This window comes from Actinoplanes couchii (assembly GCF_016862075.1).
Taxonomy (GTDB): Bacteria; Actinomycetota; Actinomycetes; order Mycobacteriales; family Micromonosporaceae; genus Actinoplanes; species Actinoplanes couchii.
Map to the genome: position 1 here is coordinate 76076 of NZ_BOMG01000080.1, position 18708 is coordinate 94783.

General features: G+C 70.0%; 14 protein-coding genes and 1 pseudogene. 10 read left to right on the forward strand and 5 right to left on the reverse strand.

Features of this window, described 5'->3' with window-relative positions:
- Positions 1-7: 7 nt before the first annotated feature.
- The 4 genes from Aco03nite_RS32070 to Aco03nite_RS32085 form a co-directional block, all read right to left on the reverse strand.
- A complete protein-coding gene (locus Aco03nite_RS32070; RefSeq protein WP_239145616.1) occupies positions 8-616 on the reverse strand; it encodes a TetR/AcrR family transcriptional regulator in 609 nt (202 codons plus the stop codon).
- A complete protein-coding gene (locus Aco03nite_RS32075; protein WP_203801561.1) occupies positions 613-939 on the reverse strand; it encodes a DMT family transporter in 327 nt (108 codons plus the stop codon). The genes Aco03nite_RS32070 and Aco03nite_RS32075 overlap by 4 nt, the downstream gene beginning before the upstream one ends.
- Positions 940-994: 55 nt before the next feature.
- Positions 995-1450: a hypothetical protein gene (locus Aco03nite_RS32080; protein WP_203801563.1), complete on the reverse strand. Its 456-nt coding sequence runs from the start codon at positions 1448-1450 to the stop codon at positions 995-997.
- Between the two features lie 136 nt (positions 1451-1586).
- Positions 1587-3374, reverse strand: a complete 1788-nt coding sequence (locus Aco03nite_RS32085; RefSeq protein WP_203801565.1) for a carbohydrate-binding module family 20 domain-containing protein — start codon at positions 3372-3374, stop codon at positions 1587-1589.
- A gap of 321 nt (positions 3375-3695) precedes the next feature.
- Between Aco03nite_RS32085 and Aco03nite_RS32090 the strand changes: the two genes are divergently transcribed.
- The 4 genes from Aco03nite_RS32090 (at position 3696) to Aco03nite_RS32105 (ending at position 8848) form a co-directional block, all read left to right on the forward strand.
- On the forward strand, positions 3696-4856 hold the full coding sequence (locus Aco03nite_RS32090; RefSeq protein WP_203801567.1) for an MFS transporter: 1161 nt from the start codon (positions 3696-3698) through the stop codon (positions 4854-4856).
- Positions 4856-5245, forward strand: coding sequence for a VOC family protein (locus Aco03nite_RS32095; RefSeq protein WP_203801569.1), 390 nt, complete (start codon positions 4856-4858; stop codon positions 5243-5245). The genes Aco03nite_RS32090 and Aco03nite_RS32095 overlap by 1 nt, the downstream gene beginning before the upstream one ends.
- Before the next feature lie 331 nt (positions 5246-5576).
- Positions 5577-8312 (forward strand): helix-turn-helix transcriptional regulator, encoded by a 2736-nt coding sequence (locus Aco03nite_RS32100; RefSeq protein WP_239145617.1) that lies wholly within the window; start codon positions 5577-5579, stop codon positions 8310-8312.
- Positions 8313-8551: 239 nt separating this feature from the next.
- Positions 8552-8848 carry a hypothetical protein gene (locus Aco03nite_RS32105; protein WP_203801571.1) on the forward strand — a complete coding sequence of 99 codons (297 nt, stop codon included), beginning with the start codon at positions 8552-8554 and terminating at the stop codon, positions 8846-8848.
- On the opposite strand, the gene Aco03nite_RS32110 is transcribed toward Aco03nite_RS32105, so the two are convergent.
- Positions 8830-9246, reverse strand: coding sequence for a VOC family protein (locus Aco03nite_RS32110; protein WP_203801573.1), 417 nt, complete (start codon positions 9244-9246; stop codon positions 8830-8832). The two genes, Aco03nite_RS32105 and Aco03nite_RS32110, sit on opposite strands and share 19 nt — an antisense overlap.
- A gap of 63 nt (positions 9247-9309) precedes the next feature.
- On the opposite strand from Aco03nite_RS32110, the gene Aco03nite_RS32115 reads away from it, so the two are divergent.
- From Aco03nite_RS32115 to narH, 6 genes and pseudogenes are all read left to right on the forward strand, one after another.
- On the forward strand, positions 9310-10236 hold the full coding sequence (locus Aco03nite_RS32115; protein ID WP_203801577.1) for a helix-turn-helix transcriptional regulator: 927 nt from the start codon (positions 9310-9312) through the stop codon (positions 10234-10236).
- Between the two features lie 24 nt (positions 10237-10260).
- Positions 10261-10848: a helix-turn-helix domain-containing protein gene (locus tag Aco03nite_RS32120; protein ID WP_203801580.1), complete on the forward strand. Its 588-nt coding sequence runs from the start codon at positions 10261-10263 to the stop codon at positions 10846-10848.
- Positions 10845-12056, forward strand: a complete 1212-nt coding sequence (locus Aco03nite_RS32125; RefSeq protein ID WP_203801583.1) for an MFS transporter — start codon at positions 10845-10847, stop codon at positions 12054-12056. The genes Aco03nite_RS32120 and Aco03nite_RS32125 overlap by 4 nt, the downstream gene beginning before the upstream one ends.
- 90 nt (positions 12057-12146) lie before the next feature.
- Positions 12147-13463 carry a hypothetical protein gene (locus Aco03nite_RS32130; RefSeq protein WP_203801586.1) on the forward strand — a complete coding sequence of 439 codons (1317 nt, stop codon included), beginning with the start codon at positions 12147-12149 and terminating at the stop codon, positions 13461-13463.
- A gap of 123 nt (positions 13464-13586) precedes the next feature.
- Entirely contained in the window at positions 13587-17210 is a 3624-nt protein-coding gene (locus Aco03nite_RS32135) for a nitrate reductase subunit alpha (protein ID WP_373872648.1), read from the forward strand.
- Positions 17210-18664 (forward strand): annotated as a pseudogene (gene narH, locus Aco03nite_RS32140) (nitrate reductase subunit beta); the annotation flags it as partial. The gene Aco03nite_RS32135 and the pseudogene narH, both read left to right, overlap by 1 nt.
- Positions 18665-18708 lie beyond the last annotated feature (44 nt).

Consider the following 18708-nt stretch of genomic DNA (forward strand, 5'->3'; position numbering starts at 1 on the left):
GTCAGGCTCAACTGCCGGGCACCGGGTGGTGGTCCGGGCTCAGGCGGCGGATCGCCGCGGTCAGGCGGGTGGTGTCCAGTTCGGTGTCGGTGGCCAGGGCGCGGAGGATGAAGCCGTCCAGCACGGCGCAGACGTCGCGGGCGGTGTCGAGGCCGATGGTGGGTGCCAGCATGTCCGGGACGCCGTCCATCCAGGCCGTGGCCAGCGGGCGTAACGCGGTGTCGCGGGCGGCGGCGACGCAGAGTTCGTATTCGATGTGGACCTGGCGGCGGTCCTTCAGGTATTCCTGGGCCAGATCGGTCAGAGCTTCCGGCCAGTCCGGGGATTGGCGCAGACGCTCCTCCCAGATCCGCAGGTCGGCCTGGAGTGCGTCCAGTGCGTGGTGCAGACCGGCGGCGATCAGATCGTCCAGAGTGGGGAAGTAGTAGGTGGTCGCGCCCAGCGGCAGACCGGCCCGGGCGGCGACCGCGCGATGGGTGGTGCGGCCCACCCCGTTCTCGGCGACAACCTCCATGGCCGCCTTCGCCAGGGCGGCCCGGCGGGCCTCCGGATCGCGGGCCCGCTGCGGGCGGCGGCCTTCCGGAGCGCGGGAGGGCTGGGGGCGGCGGGGGGTCAATGAACCTTGCCGCCGGTTACGTTGAGCATTACCACTCCGGCGATGATGAGGGCGATTCCGGCCACTTTAGCGGTGGTCAGGGATTCGCCCAGGAAGGCCGCGCCGATGGCTACGATCGCGGCCGTTCCGACTCCGGACCAGATCGCGTAGGCGACGCCCACCTCGATCCGCTTCACTGCCTGGGCCAGCAGGACGAATGACGCGACGTAACCGACAAGGACGATCACTGTGGGCCACAACCGGGTGAAACCCTCGGTGGCTTTCATCAGGCTGGTGGCGATCAACTCGGCGGCGATGGCGGTGAACAGGAAGAAGTAGTGCACGGGCGCCTTCGATCACTCTTGTACGGATGTACAAGTACGATCGTACAAGAGTCACTCACTGCAAGGCCATCGCCAGAAAGCCCGCCCCCATCGCCGCGCACAGCAGCCCCAGGCCGATGACCAGCAGCGTGACCTGCCATGCCTGGTATGCCCCGAGTAGCGCCCCGCGCAAGGTCTCCCCCATGAACGCGGTCTCGCGCAGCCTGCTCAGGCTCTCGTCGGTCTTGTTCTTCTGGCACTCGGCGGCGATCTCGGCGTAGGTACGCCCACCCGTCGCCGCCACCACGTGATCGGCGATCAGGTCGGAGTAGGCCCGCGCCTCGATACCGGTGCGCACCGGCCGGCCGGCGTAGGCGCCCAGGGCGGCCGGCAGCCCGGACGGCGGGAACGAGATGCGCTGCTGGACGAGTTCACGGGTGACACTACGGCGGCCGAGCAGGCCCTGGAAGATCATGATCGGGGCGGCCACCAGCAGAACCAGGCCGACCAGGCCGAGAAGGAACGGAATCATGCCGCCGAGTCTGGTCCGGCACCGGCCCGCCCGGGCAGGGACGTACGGCCCGGATGTGCCCGGCACCGGTCCTGCGGTGCCGGGCAACCGTTGCCCGGCACCGCAGGACCGGTGCCGGGCAACGTGGCGGTGTTCGTCAGCGCCAGCTGCCGGTCACGGTCTGCGTGCAGGCGGAACCGACCGTGAGGGTGCGGTTGGCCCCGGTCTCCCAGGTGACCGTGTCGCCGTCCTTCTTCACGTACTTGTACTCGACACGCGTGTTCGCGGGCAGGTCGACGCGGCCCGACCAGATCGGATAGGCGCTGGCGGACAGGGCCACGCCGCCGCCGGTGTCCCAACTGTTCAGGGCACTGTGGTCGCCGAGCACGAAGACGTTCTCGCCCCACTCGGTGGTGACGTTCGCGTCGAAGGTGACCGCCACGGTCGTGCAGTTCGTGGCCCCGGTCGTGGTGGTGGCGTTGACGTCGACGGCCACCGCGCTGCCGGCCGGGATGGTGACCGTGGCCTTGCCGCCGGCGACCGTGACGGTGCTGCCGGTGCAACCGTCCGCCGAGGTCACGCCGGTGATCCGGTCGCAGTACGTGCCGTCGGGCAGTCCCGTCGGGTAGGTGGCGGTGGACGCCTTCGCGGAGGCGTTCAGGCCGAACCAGCCGAGCGAGCCGCGACGGAAACCGATGACGTTCCCGGCGGTCGCGGTGAAGTCGGCGGCGCTGGTCGCGGACTGGACCGTGTTGCGCCAGGCGACCATGCCCTTGACGGCGGCCGACTGGGTCAGGCACTGCCAGGCGCTGTTGGTGCAGTCGGTGTCGCTGACGTAACCGTTGTCGTCGGCGGGCGGCGACTGGCCGGTGTTGTCGTCGGAGAAGGTGAAGCCGTCGTACAGGAACGGCCTGCCGTGCGGGTAGGCGAGCATGAAGTAGTTGGCGAGCGTGTACTTCGTGCCGTCCTGGTACCGCAACGTGTTCCGGTCGCGTTCGGTGTCGTGGTTGACGACCATCGCGGCGGTGTCGGCGCTCGCCAGGTCGAGGCCCCAGTTCGGGATGCCGCCCAGCTCGGCGAGGGTGCCGTCGGTGAAGTGGTTCTTCAGCGCGTCGGCGTAGGAGAAGCCGAGGACGTCGCCGTTGCGGGTGTACTGCCCGGGCGCCAGGGATCCGGTGCCACCGTTCGCGACCTCCTGGGCGATGTACGGGGCGACACCCTCCGCGGTCGTGGTGTCCAGTCCGGCGACGATCCGGGCGAAGTCGTCCTGTGGGATGTGCTTGGCGGCGTCCACCCGGAAGCCGTCCACGCCCAGCCCGATCAGGTCGTTGAGATACGTGACGATCTTCCCGCGTACGGCAGCGGTCTCGGTCTTGAGGTCGGAGAGACCGGACAGCTCGCAGTTCTGCACCTCAGCGGGATCGTCCCAGGTGTCGATCTGGCCGTCCTCGTCGTTGCAGGAACCGTCACCGGCATGATGAAAATCGGTCGTCGTGTACGGGACGGCCGGGTAGCCGAAGCCCTTCGGGTCAAAGGTGCTGCCCGCGTACCCGCTGGTGTAGGTGTTGTTGCTGCCCGCGGTGTGGTTGATGACCGCGTCGACGTAGACGCGGACCCCGGCGGTGTGACACGCCTGGACCATGGCGGCGAACTGGTCACGGGTGCCCAGGCGGCTCTCGATCCGGTACGAGACCGGCTGGTACACCTCCCACCAAGGATGCGCGCCCCCGACGCTGGTCGGCAGCGTGACCGACTCCTGGGGCGGGGCGACCTGAACGGCGCCGTAACCGGCCGGGCCGAGCTGGGTGGTGCAGGCCTGGGAGATCGACTTCCAGTTCCACTCCCAGAGGTTGGCGGTGACGTCGCTGTCGTTGAGACGTTCGGCGGCGTCGGCCCGCTGGCTCAGCACGACTGCGGTCAGTCCACCGGCGACCATCAGGGTCATGCCGGATATCCGGGCTATGGCTACGCGCAGTTTTCGGTTCAAGAGGGCTCCCTCGCCACAAGCTGATCTTGGCGAGCGTGCATGAGCTGGGAATTCCCGTCAACGACGGTCGCCGGAGCTGATCGGCCGGTATTTATACGAGTGGTAGCCGCCTCCGTACGCCGTGACGCAGGGTGGCTGATATGCCCGGTATTAACCAGGATTTTCCAGTGGGATAGCTCTCCCGGGAGTGTCCCGGTTCATGGGACCTCGCTGACCGGAAGCGACCGGGTCATCGACATGGGGCGATTTTTGTCGGAGGGTTCGGATACGGTCCGACGCATGGATCGCTTGCGGCGTGGGCGGGTTGCCACCTCAGTCGTTTTTCTGTTGTTCGGGGTGGCTCTCGGGGTGTGGACGGCGCGGATTCCGGCGGTCAAGGAGAGCCTCGGGCTCAGTGACGGGCGGCTCAGCCTCGCGCTGCTGGCGTTCGCGGCGGGGTGCATCACCGGGATGGTGCTGATCGGGCGGCTCACCGACCGGTTCGGCAGTCACCGGGTGATGATCCCGGCCATGATGCTGGAGGGTGTGCTGCTCATCGGGCCGGGGCTCAGCGGCGGGCTGGTGACGCTCGGTGTCGCGCTGTTCGCCTTCGGGGCGGTGCACGGCACGCTCAACATCGCGATGAACGCGAATGCCGCCGAGGTCGAGCGGGAGACCGGGCGGCCGATCATGTCGTCGTTCCACGCGATCTACAGCATCGGCGGCTTCCTCGGCGCGGTCCTGGGCAGCGTCTTCGCCCACGCCGGGGCAAGCGTCGCCGCGACGCTGATCAATGTCGGACTGGCGGTGCTGGTGCTTGCCGCTCTCGCCTCGACCTGGGTGCTGCGGTCCCGGCCGGTGCCCGACGACCCGGGAGAGACCGGGACCGAGCGGGCCGGCGGCCGGCGGATGCTGCTGGTCTTCTACGGGATCGTGGTGCTCTGCACCCTGGTCGGTGAGGGCGCGGCAGCCGACTGGAGCGCGGTTCACCAGCGGGATGACCTGCGAACTTCGGAGAGCTTCGCGGCGTACGGGTACGCAGCCTTCGCCATCATGATGACGCTGGGCCGTTTTGTGGGAGACCGGGCCGCCGGGCGGTTCGGTCCGCTCGCGGTGATCCGGGCCAGCGGGCTGCTCGCCGCGGTGGGCCTCGGCGCCGGTCTGCTGGTGGCGCATCCGGTGGCGTTGATCGCCGGGTGGGGACTGTTCGGTCTCGGACTGGCGTGTGTGGCCCCCCAGTTCTTCACCGCGGCCGCCGGAGTGGACCCACGCCGGGCCGGGCAGGCGCTGTCGACAGTGGTCGGCATCGGTTACGTCGGCTTCCTGCTCGGCCCGATCCTGATCGGCGCGGCCTCGACGGTCGTCGGCCTGACCACGGCCCTGTGGATCCCGGTCGTCCTGGCGGTCTTCGTGGCCGCCAGCGCCGGCAGCATCCGCCGGTCCACGACTATAAAGGTGTGATGACCAGCCGAATTGCCACTGTTGCGATCGACGCTCTCGACGTGCCGCGGCTTGCCGAGTTCTGGATGGCCGTCCTGGGGTGGCGGATCCTCGAGGACGACGGCGAGGTGCTGACCATCGGGCCGCCGGACGGGACCTGGCCGACGATCGACCTCGTCCGGATCGGGGATCTCGAGGCCAAGACGACCAAGAACCGTCTGCACCTGGACCTGCGCGCCGACGGCAGCACGCAGGCGCTGGAGGTCGAGCGGGTGCTCGCCCTGGGTGCCCGTCATGCCGACGTGGGTCAGGGCCCGGACGTCTCGTGGGTGGTGCTCGCCGACCCGGAGGGCAACGAGTTCTGCATCCTGTCCCGCTCGGTCCAGGAGGCCGCACGACCCGGCACGTAGGTATACCTAGACGCCGGACGTACGCCATCTAAATGACTGTGACCTGGGAATATAGGTAGCACGCTCCCGATGTGGAGGGCCGTCGGACAGCCGAGGATCGATGTATCGGCGAACGACGGGAGAGAACGATGCTGGTGCATCCGAGTGTTCTGATGGATCTGGCCAACGACCACAATCGGGAACTGATCGCGGAGGCTGACCGGGACCGGCTGCTGGCCCTGGTGCGGTGCGTCCGGCGCAGGCGAAAAGTACGGAAAGAACCCGACAGGGGCGAGAAGAGCGGCGAGAAAAGGGCCGAAAGAAGGGGACAGCCCGCCGGTACCCTGGCGTCGTGCGAACAGTCCGTGGTGGTGCCAGTCCGGTGATGATCGGCCGGGAGAGCGAGCTGCGTCGATTGGCGCGGCTCGCCTCGTCGGGCGAGCCGGCGGTGGCGATCATCGCCGGCGAGCCGGGTGTCGGGAAGACCAGGCTGGTGCACGAGCTGCTGGCCACCCTGCCGGCCGAGACGGTCGTGCTGGTCGGGCAGGCGGAACCGGGCTCACTGTCCCGCCCCTACGAGGTGCTGCTGGACGCGATCGACGACTGGCCGCAAAAAGGGGCCGACATTGATGAGGAGCAGCTCGACGCGCTGACCGACGCCAGGCGCAGCCCGGTCGAGCGCCTGCACACCGGATTGGCCCTGGTGTCCGACCTGATCGGCGACGCCCCGGCGGTGATCGTCTTCGAGGACCTGCACTGGGCCGACTCGGAGAGCGCCGCCCTGTTCGAGCGCATCGCCGACCAGCGCGGCCCCCGGCTGCTGATCGGCACGTACCGCCCGGAGGAGGTGACCCGGCGGCAACCGGTGGCGGGACTGCTCGCCCGGATGGAGCGCCGGCACGCCGTCGCCCACGTGCGCTTGGACCGGCTCACCCCGTCGCAGACGGCGGCGCTGCTGGCCGCCGCGACCGGCGCGCCGGCCCCGATGCGGGCGGTGACGGCGCTGCACCACCGTACCGGCGGCAATCCGTTCTTTCTCGAGGAACTCCTACGTGCGCTGCCCGGTTTTGATCTCGACGAGCTGGTCGATCAGCCGCTGCCGTGGAGCCTGGCCGAGGTGCTGCGCCGTCAGGTCGACGATCTCGACCCGGTGAGTCACCGGATCGTCGAGGCGGCGACCGTGCTCGGGCACCGGATCCCGTTCGACCTGCTCGCCGACGTGACCGGCGCGGGCGAGGACGAGCTGATCACCGTGCTGCGCGATCTGGTCACCAGGGGTGTGCTGGTGGAGTCGGGGGTGGACGAGTTCGCGTTCCGGCACGCGCTGGTGCGTGAGGCGATCGCCGCTCAGATGCTCGGCCGGCAGCGCCGCCGGCTGCACGAGGCGGCGCTGGACGTACTGCTGCGGAACGGATCTTCCGACCCGGCCATGGTGGCGCATCACGCGTGCGGGGCCGGCCGGTACGACGACATGATCGCCGCGGCGCGCCGGGGTGCCGCGTCGTACCTGTCGATCGGGTCGGCGTACCAGGCGTTGCAGCTGGCCGAGATGGGTCTGGACGAGCTGCCGGACGACGTCGAGCTGCTGGCGTTCGGGGCCCGGTCGGCGTGGCTGGCCGGGTTGCTGGACGACGCGATCCGGTACGGCCGGCGGTGGCGGGATCTGGCCGGGTCGGCCACGGAGCGGGCCGAGTCGCTGTACCTGTTGGTGCGGCTGGCGTGGGAGCTGCGCGAGCACGCCGAGGTGCGGGCGCTGACCCGGGACATCGAGACCCTGATCGCGCGGCTTCCGCCGGGCGCCGACCAGGCACGGGCGATGACCGCGATTGCCCAGTCGGCGTACCTGACCGAGGACCACGACACGGTGCTGCTCTGGTCCGATCGGGCGCTGGCGCTGGCCGGCGAGTTCGACCTGCCCACGGTGCGCCTGGCGGCCCTGGTGGAGAAGGGTTCGACGCTCATCGACCGGGGCCGCACCAGCGCCGAGGGCCGGCGGATCCTGTCCGGGCTGGTCGACGAGGCGGAGGCGGCGGGCGAGTGGGTGCTGGCCGCGCGGGCGCTGCACGCCCTGGTCGACGGCGAGCCGCCGACGTCGCCGGCCGAGCACGGCGCCCTGCTGGAGCGGATGCGGGTGGACGCCGAGCGGGCCGGTTTCGAACAGCTCTCGGTGGCGACGTACTACCGCGGCCGGGCCCGTCTGGCGCTGCGGACCGGGGATCTGACCGGCGCGATCGAGGCGCTGGAGGAGGGCCGCGAGCGGGACCGCAACTACCGGCGGCGCGGGCGGTGGGCCGAGTACCACGGTGTCTTCCTGGCCGGTCTCTACCTGGAGGCCGGTGAGCTGGACCGGGTGGAGCGGGTGATCGCCGACCTGACCGCGGTGGCCGACAACCCGCCCGCCGCGATTCCGGGGCTGGCCTTCCACCTGGCCTGCCGGCGCGGGGATCTCGCGGCGGCCGAAGCGCGGATGACCGAATTCGTCACGGCGATGGCGGAGCAGACATGGCGCAGCGGCGAGCAGGCCCACGACCTGGTCTCGGCGGCGCTGGAGGTGGGCCTGGAGCCCGGGAAGCTGACGCGGCTGGCCGGGGTGCTGCTGGACGACGAGATGTGGGACGCCCACGAGATCCTGGTGAACGCCCAGCTCACCGAGGCGCGCGGCCGGCCCGGCGAGGCTCTGGCGGCCTATCTGTCGATTGCGGACGCCCACGTTCTCGGGCCGGTGATCCGCGGGACGGTACACGTCAACGCCGCCCGGTGCCTGCTGGCCGCCGACCGCCGGGCGGAGGCGGAGACCCATGCGGAGACGGCCGGAGGGCTGCTGGCGCAGTGGGGCGGCTGGCGGGTCGCGGAACTCAACCGGGTCCGTACCCGCCTGGGCTTGACCGAAAGCGATCAGGCGCCGTCGATGCTGACGCCGCGCGAGCGGGAGGTGGCGATACTGATCACCGACGGCCTCACCAACACCGAACTGGCCCGCCGCCTCTACATCTCCCCGAAGACCGCGGCGGTCCATGTCTCCAACATTCTCCGCAAACTGGGCATCTCCTCGCGTACCGAAGTCGCGGAGCTGTTGACCCGTTTTTAAGATCTTCCTGCGCCGGTACGCCAGACGGCCCCACAACCGCAGCGGCCCCGGCCGTCTCGTCACGCGAGGTGGTCCCGGGCCGGGACCGTCCGGCGACCGCCGGGCCGCATGCGGTGGTCCAGGCACGACAAGCCCGGCGGCGGTAGTATCGACGTGTCCGATCTGGAGAGGTGATCACGGTGCACCAGTTCTTATGACAGCCCCGCCCCGGGGCGTCACGGAGCCGAAAGGTGCCCGTTATGAGCAGGACGGACAAGACGCGACCCTGGTGGGTGCAGATGGCCGACGCGCCGATGGTGGCGTGCCGACCGGTGCACGACCACCGTTTCGGGCCGTGCACCCTGCCGGACGAGATCGACCGGTACACCACTGCGGGGCGCCCGGGTGGCTGCTACTGGGGCATCACCATGTCGTACTGGTTCCGCCGCAGGGAGAGCCACGGTTACCGGGAGGCGAGCCTCTACTGCCGCGAGCAGCGCCGCCGCGACCGGCACCGGGCCCGCCGCGACCTGCGCCGTCAGTTCCCCGAGGACTGAGTCCGGCAGGCCGCGACCGTGTCCAGGTAATGCTGGTTGAACATCACGCCGAGCACGTTGCCGAACGGGTCGACGACGGACGCCGTCACGTACCCCGGCCCGCGCTCGGTGGGTTTGTCGTGCTCGGTCGCGCCCAGTTCCCGTAGCCGCTGGTAGCTGGCCGCGACGTCGTCGACGGCCCAGTAGATGATCGCCCCGGACGGTTCCGGCCGGTGCGGGTGCGGGGCGAACCTGCTGTTCAGGATGCCGAATTCGTTCCGGTGGTCGCCGACGCGCCATTCCAGGTAGCCGCCGTCGCGCACGAAGTACGGCTCGATCCCGAACACGGTCGTGTACCAGGCGCGAGCCGCGTCCAGGTCGTCGGCGAAGAACGTGACTGTGGTGAACCCTCTCAACATGGGACCGACGTTGCCAGGAAAAGTGCTCACCCTCTGCGCACTTTTCCTGGCAACCTTCACGGCATGCGTGCCGATCGCCTCGTAGCCACCCTTCTGCTGATGCAGGCCCGCGGCCGGGTGACCGCCGCCGAGATCGCCGCCGAGCTGGAGGTGTCGGTCGCCACCGCCCGCCGGGATCTGGAGGCGCTGTCCGCGGCCGGGATCCCGGTCTATCCGCAGCCCGGACGGCACGGCGGCTGGTCGCTGGTGGGCGGCGCGCGTACCGACCTGACCGGCCTGTCGGCCGCCGAGGCGCGGGCGTTGTTCCTGCTCACCGGGCCGGTCGCGGGTGCCTCCGAGGAGGTTCGATCGGCACTGCGCAAGTTGGTACGGGCCCTGCCGGCTCCGTTCCGGGCCGACGCGGAAGCCGCCGCCGAATCCACCCTGATCGACCCGGCCGGCTGGGGTGAGCGGGAGAAACCGCGCCCGGAGATCGTCGACCGGCTCCAGGAGGCGGTGGTGCGCCGCCGGCGGATCCGGTTCACGTACCGCGGCGAGTCCCGCGAGGCCGACCCGTGGGGTGTCGTCGACAAGGGCGACGTCTGGTACCTGATCGCCGGCACCGCAGCCGGCCGCCGGACCTTCCGCGCCGACCGTTTCACGGACCTGCGGCTCACCGACGCGGTTTTCACCCGCCCGGCCGCTTTCGACCTGGACCTGGCATGGCGCGAGGTGGTCGGCGAGGTCGAGGAGAAGCGGGCCCGCACGAAGGCCACGCTGCTGATCGGGAACCGTTTCGTCTGGGTTCTGCGCAACCACTTCGGCAGGCACTGCGAGCTGCTGGAAGTCCTGGACGACGGCCGGGCCCGGGTGCGGGTGGGCGCGCCGGAGCCCCGCGACATCGCCCGCACCCTGAGCGGCTGGGGAGCGGCCGTCGAGGTGCTGGACCCGCCGGAGGTCCGTGCCGAGCTGACCCGAATCGGACAGGAGCTGGTCGGGCTTTACAAGTAGGACGTGAGAGATTACTTTCGAAACATGTCTCTCACTAATCCGATGGGTGATCTGACGATCACCGACCCGCAGGCGATGCGGGCGCTGGCCCACCCCGTCCGCCTCGCCGCCCTGACCCACCTGCAGCGCCACGGCCCCGCCACCGCCACACAGCTGTCCCCCCACGTCGGGGCGACCCCCTCGGTGGTCAGCTGGCATCTCCGTCACCTCGCGACGTTCGGGCTGGTCATGGACGCGGGGCCGGACGAGGCGCCGGCCGGCGGGCGACAGCGCTACTGGAAGGCCGCCTCCCGCGGATTCACCACCCGGCTCGCCGACGACGACGACTCACAGACCGCCCGGCGCCTGCTGTCCGGCCAGATGGAGGAGGCCGCCCGGCAGCAGGTCGAGAAGTGGTGGGCCGAGACCGAACCGGACCTCGATCACACCTGGCGTCGCCTGTCCGGGCTGTCCAACACCGGCGTCCGGCTCACCGCCGACGAGTTCGACGAACTCCAGAACGCCATCGACGAACTGATCGGTGCGTACGTGCGCCGGGCCGACGCCGACATCCCCGCGGACGCCCGCCGGGTCCGCATCCTGCGCCAGTACCTCCCGGAGGCGCAGTCATGACCGACCGCAGGTTCGCCTCGTTCTGGGCCGGCGAGACCGTCTCCCAGTTCGGCGACCGGATCAGTGAGCTGGCCATCCCGCTGATCGCGGTCACCCTGCTGGCCGCGACACCCGCCGAGGTCGGCCTGCTGACCGCCGCGATCTGGGCGCCCAACCTGCTGTCGATCGTCGTCGGCGCCTGGGTCGACAGGCAGGCCCACCGCAAGCGCCTGCTCGTCCTCGCCGACCTGCTGCGCGCCGCGGCCCTGCTCAGCCTGCCGATCGCGTGCTGGACGGGTGCTCTCGCCCTGCCCCAGCTCTTCGCGGTGGCGCTGCTGACCGGCGTGGGCCAGGTGCTGTTCTCCTGCTCCTACCAGTCCTTCTTCGTGACCCTGGTCGACCGGGACCACTACGTCGAGGCCAACAGCAAGCTCAGCACCAGCCGGTCGGCGTCGTTCGTGGCCGGCCCGGCCGCCGGTGGGTTCCTCATCCAGGCGCTGTCCGCACCGGTCGCGATTCTCATCGACGCCGTCTCGTTCCTGCTCTCGGCAGTGCTGATCGGCCGGATCCCCGCCGAGCCGACGCCGGTGGGCGAGCGGAAGTCCCTCGTGGCGGGCATCGGCGCCGGGCTGCGGTACGTGCTCGGCCATTCGTATCTGCGGGCGTCCCTGGCCTGCGTCACCACCGTCAACTTCTTCGGATTTGTCGCCCAGGCGCTGGTGATCCTCTACATCAGCCGGGAACTGGGCCTGCCGGCCGGACTGATCGGCCTCGCCTTCGGCCTCGGCGCGACCGGGGCCCTGCTCGGCGCGGTGATCACACCGAAACTGTCCGCCCGCTACGGCGTGGGCCGGACGGCGGTGGCCGGCGCGATCCTCTTCCCGGCGCCGACCGCGGCGATCGCCCTCGCCGACGGCCCGCAGTGGCTGATCGTGACGATCATCGTCCTGGCCGAGGCGGTCGCCGGCGCCGGAGTGATGCTGATGGACATCAACCTCAACTCGGTGCAGACGTCGGTCATCAGCGACGACATGCGCAGCCGGGTCTCTGGTGTCTTCGGCACCATCAATTACGGCGCCCGGCCGCTCGGCGCAATGATCGGCGGCCTGCTCGGCGAGTCGCTGGGCCTGCGCCCGACCCTGCTGATCGCCGCCGCCGGGGGAGTGCTGTCCTGCCTGTGGCTGCTCGGGTCGCCGATCCCGAAGCTGCGTTCGCTGACGCCAGCCTAACGCGGCCCGCTGCCCCGGGTCACTCGGGCGAACGACCGTTTCACCACTGTGGAACCGTCCGTAATGTCGGAGCCCGTCACCACTGCGACCTTGGAGGACGCTCTGACGGCCTGGAATTCCGAGACGACACCCGCCCGCGTGCACGGCCTGTCCCGCAACCCCGCTCTGCCGGATCCACTGGTGCTCCGGATCCTGGACCATCCGGCCGCCGCCATGTCCGACATCCTGTACGGGCGTGAGCTCTCCGACGAACTCTTCGGCATCCTCGCCGCCCACCCGGACGTACGTCTCCGGGAAGTGCTCGCCCGGTCCGGCGGGGTCACCCCGGACCAGCGGGCCCGACTGATCGACGACCCGAGTTCCTCGGTGGTGTTCACTCTTCTCGAATGGCCGGGCGTCCTGCCCGCATGGGGTTACCGGAAGCTGGCCGCTCACCCCAAGGTGAAGCGGAGGCTGCCGCTCTACCTGCCGATCGAGTTGCCGCGCGCGGTGGTGGCGGCCTTCGCCGAGGTCGACGACGAGGAGATCGCCGCCTGGGCACGGCCGAAACCGGATCCTGAGCCGCAAGCGGAGCCGGAGCCGAAGACCGCCGACCAGTACCGGACGATCGCCACCGGCGAATCGGCCTGGGAACGGGCGAGGATCGCGATGGACCCGGCCCTGCCCGCCGACCTGATCACCACCCTCGCCGCCGACCCCGAACCGCATGTCCGCCAGTACCTCTCGATGCGCCCCGGACTCAGCGAGGAGCAGCGCGCCGCGATCGACTACGAGGTGTCCACCGACGACCGTCTACCGGTGCTCGGCTGGGTCCTCGAAGCCCGCGGTGACCAGCTGCAACGCTGCGTCTCCTCGGCACATCCGGGGATCCGCCGCAGCGCCGCCTGCCACCCGGAGCTGACCGCGGACCAGATCGCGGCGCTCGCCGCCGACGACGACTTCCCGGTCCGGTTGCTGCTCTGCGAGAACCACGACGCGGTACCGGCCGACCTGGTCGTACGAACCTTCCTGGAGGCCCGTGTCATCACCCGCGGCAACCTGCTGTCGCATCCGGCGATGGCCGGCGCCGACCTGACCCGGTACGCGGACTCACCGTACTGGGGCGCCCGGGCCCTGGTCGTCCGTGACCCGCACGCACCGCCCGAGCTGATCGACCGCCTCAGCCGGGACGAGCACCCCGGCGTCCGGTACTGGATGGCCAGCGACCCGCGCCTGTCCCAGCAGCGGGTGCTGGAACTGTTCGACGACCCGGAGGTCACCGGATCGGCCGCCGCCAACCCGAAGCTGCCCGTCGAGCTGATGGTGGCGATCCTCGACGCACCGCTCGACACCGAGGACCCACCACAGGACCAGATCCTGGTGATGGGCCACACCATGCCGACCCACGAGCCGGTGGGCGAGGTCTGACCCCTACCTGAGTCACCTTCCATCAGGACTTTGGTCCCGTTCGGAAACCGACTGAAGGCTCGTGCGGGAGGGGATGGCGATCGGCAACTCTGGGGGAGCACCGGGTGACCGCCCGGTGCGCCCCTGGAGACGAGGACGAGAACCGTGGCACAGGACCTGTTGGGCGCCCGGCGCTTCCTCACCCGTGCGACAGTCGGCGACCACGGCCGCACCCTGCACCGCCTCGACGACAGCGAGTGGGATGCGTTCTATCGCGACCGCTGGCGCTTCGACAAGGTGGTCCGGTCCACCCACGGGGTCAACTGCACCGGCTCCTGCTCGTGGAACGTGTTCGTCAAGGACGGGCTGATCACCTGGGAGCACCAGGCCACCGACTATCCGACGACCGGCCCCGACTCGCCCGACTACGAGCCCCGCGGTTGCCCGCGAGGGGCGAGTTTCTCCTGGTACGAGTATTCGCCGTCGCGTGTCCGGCACCCGTACCTGCGCGGGGTGCTGGCCGAGATGTACCGGGAGGCGCGTCTGCGCCTCGGGGATGCCGTCGCCGCGTGGGCCGAGATCGTCGAGACCCCGCTGAAGGCGCTGGCCTACAAGTCGCAGCGCGGCCGCGGCGGATTCGTGCGCGCCTCCTGGGACGAGGCGATCGAGATGATGGCCGCCGCGCACGTCTACACCGTGAAGACGTACGGGCCGGACCGCGTGGTCGGGTTCTCGCCGATCCCGGCCATGTCGATGGCGTCGTTCGCGGCCGGCACCCGCTACCACGCGCTGCTCGGCGGCACCCTGCTCAGCTTCTACGACTGGTACGCGGATCTCCCGATCGCCTCCCCGCAGATCTGGGGTGACCAGACCGACGTGCCCGAGGCCGGTGACTGGTGGAACGCGACCTACCTGATGATGTGGGGGTCGAACATCCCGGTCACCCGCACGCCGGACGCGCACTTCCTGGCCGAGGCCCGCTACCGGGGGACCAAGGTCGTCGCGGTGAGCCCGGATTACGCCGACAACGTGAAGTTCGCCGACGACTGGATGGCCCCGCACCCCGGGACCGACGGCGCGCTGGCGATGGCGATGGGGCACGTGGTGCTGGCCGAGTTCTTCCGCGACCGCGAGGTGCCCTACTTCCTGGACTACATCCGGAAATTCACCGACATGCCGTTCCTGGTCACCGTCGTCGACGGCAAGGCTGATCGTTTCCTGACCGCCACCGACCTGGGCCACGACGACGGCGACCACAAGACCGTGCTGATCGACTCCGCCACCGGCGAGTTGACGGTACCGAACGGCTCGCTGGGCCACCGCTACGGCGAGCCCGGAAAGTGGAACCTCGACCTCGGCGACATCGTCCCGGCCCTGGGCATCGACACCGACGAAGCGATCGAGATCGACCTGGCCCGCTTCGACGTCGGCGCCACCGAGGGCGGCTCCACCATCCGGCGCGGCGTCCCGGTCCGGCGGGTCGGCGAGCACCTGGTCACCACCGTGTTCGACCTGGTCATGGCCACTTACGGGGTCAAGCGCGGCGACCTTCCCGGCGAGTGGCCCACCGGCTACGACGACGCCGACTCGCCGAACACCCCGGCCTGGCAGGAGAGGATCACCGGAGTGCCGGCAGCGCTGGCCGCCCGGATCGGCCGGGAGTTCGCCCGCAACGCCGAGCGCAGCCGGGGCCGGTCGATGATCGTCCTCGGCGCCGGCGCCAACCAGTGGTTCCACTCCGACATGACCTACCGGGCGTTCATCTCCCTGGTCACGCTCACCGGCTGCCAGGGTGTCAACGGCGGCGGCTGGGCACACTACGTCGGGCAGGAGAAGGCCCGGCCGGTCACCGGCCAGCAGCACATGAGCTTCGCCTTCGACTGGCAGCGGCCGATGCGGCACCAGGCGTCCACCCCGTTCTGGTACCTGCACACCGACCAGTGGCGTTACGAGCGGGTGCCCGCCGACGAGCTGGCGTCGCCGCTGGGCACCGGCCGGTTCGCCGGGATGGCGTTCGCCGACACGGTCGCCGCCGCGCAGCGGATGGGCTGGAGCCCGGGACACCCGTTCTTCGACCGCAACCCCCTGGATATCGCTCCCGCCGCGGCCGCCGCCGGGATGCCGGTGCCGGACTACGTCGTCGCCGCCCTGGCCGACGGCTCGCTGAAGACGACCGCCGAGGACCCGGACGACCCGGCGAACTTCCCGCGCTGCCTCACCCTGTGGCGGGCCAACCTGCTCGGCTCCTCCGGCAAGGGCAACGAGTACTTCATGCGCCACCTGCTCGGCGTCGAGGGCTCGGCCACCGCCACCGAGTGCGGCCCCGGCGAACGCCCCCGCGACGTGACCTGGCGTGCCGACGCCCCGACCGGCAAGCTCGACCTGCTGACCACCATGGACTTCCGGATGACCAATACCGGGCTGCACTCCGACCTGGTCCTGCCGGCCGCCACCTGGTACGAGAAGCACGACATCTCCACCACCGACATGCACCCGTTCGTGCACGCGTTCAGCCCGGCGGTCCCGCCGCCCGGCGACGCGCACACCGACTACGACACGTTCCTGGCCCTGGCCGACAAGGTCAGCGAGCTTTCCGAAACCCATTTGGGCGTACGTACGGACGTGCTGGCCGTCCCGTTGCAGCACGACACCCCGGACGAGCTGGCCATGCCCAGTGGCCGGGTGCGGGACTGGAAATTCGGCGAGTGCGAGCCGGTGCCCGGCAGGACGATGCCGAAGCTGGTCACGATCGAGCGCGACTACACGCTGATCGGGAAGAAGATGCGCACCGTCGGGCCGCTGATGGACACGCTCGGCACCACCGCCAAGGCCATCACGGTCGACGTGCGGCCCGAGGTCGACTACCTCAAGCACCAGAACGGGGTGATCGACGGCCGCCCCTCGCTGGCGACCGCCGACCGGATGTGCGAGGCGATCCTGGCCTTCTCCGGCACCACCAACGGCCGGGTCGCCCGGGCCGGGTTCGAGCAGCTGCAGGAGCGTACCGGCCAGAGGTTCGTGGATCTGATCGAAGGCCACGAACAGGACCGGATCACCTATCCGGAGACCCAGGAAGCGCCGCAACCGGTCTTCACCAGCCCGGAGTGGTCCGGCTCGGAGAAGGGCGGCCGCCGCTACTCGCCGTTCACCATCAACGTCGAGCGACTCAAGCCGTGGCACACGATCACCGGGCGCCAGCACTTCTTCGTCGAGCACGACTGGGTCGCCGAGCTGGGCGAGCAGCTGCCCGGCTTCCGGCCGCCGCTGAACATGGCCCGCCACTTCGGCAAGCCCGGCGACGCCGTGGACGGGGGCGTGACCGTGCGGTTCCTGACCCCGCACGCCAAGTGGTCGATCCACTCGATGTACCACGACAACGAGCTGATGCTGGCCCTGTCGAGGGGTGGGCCGGTGATCTGGATGAGCGTCCAGGACGCCGCCAAGATCGGGATCCGGGACAACGACTGGATCGAGGCCCACAACCGCAACGGCGTCGTGGTGGCCCGCGCGGTGGTCAGCCACCGGATGCCCGAGGGCACCGTCTTCCAGTACCACTCGCCGGAACGCACCGTGAACGTGCCGAAGGCCGAGAAGTCGAAGAAGCGCGGCGGCTACCACAACTCGATGACCCGGCTGCTGATCAAACCGACCCACCTGGCCGGCGGGCACGCCCAGCTCACCTACGCCTTCAACTACTACGGCCCGATCGGCAGCCAGCGCGACGAGATCACCGTGATCCGCCGCCGTACCCAGGAGGTGGAGTACTGATGCGGATCCGCGCACAGGTCGCCATGGTGATGAACCTGGACAAGTGCATCGGCTGCCACACCTGCTCGGTCACCTGCAAACAGACGTGGACCAACCGCGAGGGCACCGAGTACGTCTGGTTCAACAACGTCGAGACCAAACCCGGCATCGGCTACCCGAAGTTCTACGAGGACCAGGACCGCTGGAAGGGCGGCTGGAAACTCGACGGCAAGGGCCGCCTGACGTTGCGGTCCGGGGGACGGCTCGCCCGCCTCGGCAAGATCTTCGCCAACCCGGACCTGCCGAGCATCGACGACTACTACGAGCCGGCCACCTTCGACAAGGACATCCTGGTCAACGCCCCGGCGGGACTGGCGGACACCCCGGTCAAGCAGCCGTACTCGACGCTGACCGGCGAACCCATGAAGATCGAATGGGGTGCCAACTGGGAGGACTCGCTCGGCGGCGACACCTTCGAGCAGGACCCGAACATGAGGAACATGACCGAGAAGGTCAAGTTCGAGTTCGAGACGACCTTCATGTTCCACCTGCCGCGGATCTGCGAGCACTGCCTCAACCCGGCCTGCGTGTCGGCCTGCCCGTCCGGGGCGATGTACAAGCGCGAGGAGGACGGCATCGTCCTGGTCGACCAGGACCGCTGCCGCGGCTGGCGGATGTGCGTGTCGGCCTGCCCGTACAAGAAGGTCTACGTCAACCACGCCACCGGCAAGGCCGAGAAGTGCACCTTCTGCTTCCCGCGCCTGGAAGCCGGGCAGCCGACCATCTGCTCCGAGACGTGTGTCGGCCGGCTGCGCTACCTGGGCATCCTCTGGTACGACGAGGACGCGGTGCTCGCCGCTGCCTCGGTGCCCACACCGGAGCTGCTGGACGCGCAGCGGGGTGTCTTCCTCGACCCGCGCGACCCGGCGGTGCAGCGGGCCGCCCGCGACGCCGGCCACCCCGAGGAGTGGATCGAGGCGGCGCAGGCCTCGCCGGTGTGGAAACTGATCAGTGAGTACCGGATCGCGCTGCCGCTGCACCCGGAGTACCGGACCCTGCCGATGGTCTGGTACGTGCCGCCGCTGTCCCCGGTCCTGGACGCCGTCGGCGCGGCCGGGCGGGACGACACCGACGCCGACGACGTCTTCCACACCATCCAGGACCTGCGGATCCCGGTCGAATACCTGGCGTCGCTGTTCACCGCCGGGGACACCGAGGCCGCCGGGGGAGTGCTGATGAAACTGGCGGCCATGCGCTCCTACATGCGGGCCCGCACCCTGGACGGCACCGTGGCCCGGGACCTCCTCGACGGCATCGGCATGACCGGCGACCAGGTCGAGGCCATGTACCGGCTGCTGGCCATCGCCAAGTACGACGAGCGCTACGTCATACCGGCCGCGCACACCGGGCAGGCCGCCGCACTCGAAGCGTCGATGGACTCGTGCTCGCTGGACTGCGAGGGCGGTCCCGGCATGGGCGGCGCCACCCGGGTGCCGGTCACCATCAGCCGGAGGCCGCC

Coding starts and splice junctions, on each gene's coding strand:
- Aco03nite_RS32090 (WP_203801567.1), top strand. CDS start 3,696: ATGGATCGCTTGCGGCGTGGGCGGGTTGCCACCTCAGTCGTTTTTCTG.
- Aco03nite_RS32110 (WP_203801573.1), bottom strand. CDS start 9,246: ATGTTGAGAGGGTTCACCACAGTCACGTTCTTCGCCGACGACCTGGAC.
- Aco03nite_RS32095 (WP_203801569.1), top strand. CDS start 4,856: ATGACCAGCCGAATTGCCACTGTTGCGATCGACGCTCTCGACGTGCCG.
- Aco03nite_RS32080 (WP_203801563.1), bottom strand. CDS start 1,450: ATGATTCCGTTCCTTCTCGGCCTGGTCGGCCTGGTTCTGCTGGTGGCC.
- Aco03nite_RS32105 (WP_203801571.1), top strand. CDS start 8,552: ATGAGCAGGACGGACAAGACGCGACCCTGGTGGGTGCAGATGGCCGAC.
- Aco03nite_RS32115 (WP_203801577.1), top strand. CDS start 9,310: ATGCGTGCCGATCGCCTCGTAGCCACCCTTCTGCTGATGCAGGCCCGC.
- Aco03nite_RS32125 (WP_203801583.1), top strand. CDS start 10,845: ATGACCGACCGCAGGTTCGCCTCGTTCTGGGCCGGCGAGACCGTCTCC.
- Aco03nite_RS32120 (WP_203801580.1), top strand. CDS start 10,261: ATGTCTCTCACTAATCCGATGGGTGATCTGACGATCACCGACCCGCAG.
- Aco03nite_RS32085 (WP_203801565.1), bottom strand. CDS start 3,374: ATGACCCTGATGGTCGCCGGTGGACTGACCGCAGTCGTGCTGAGCCAG.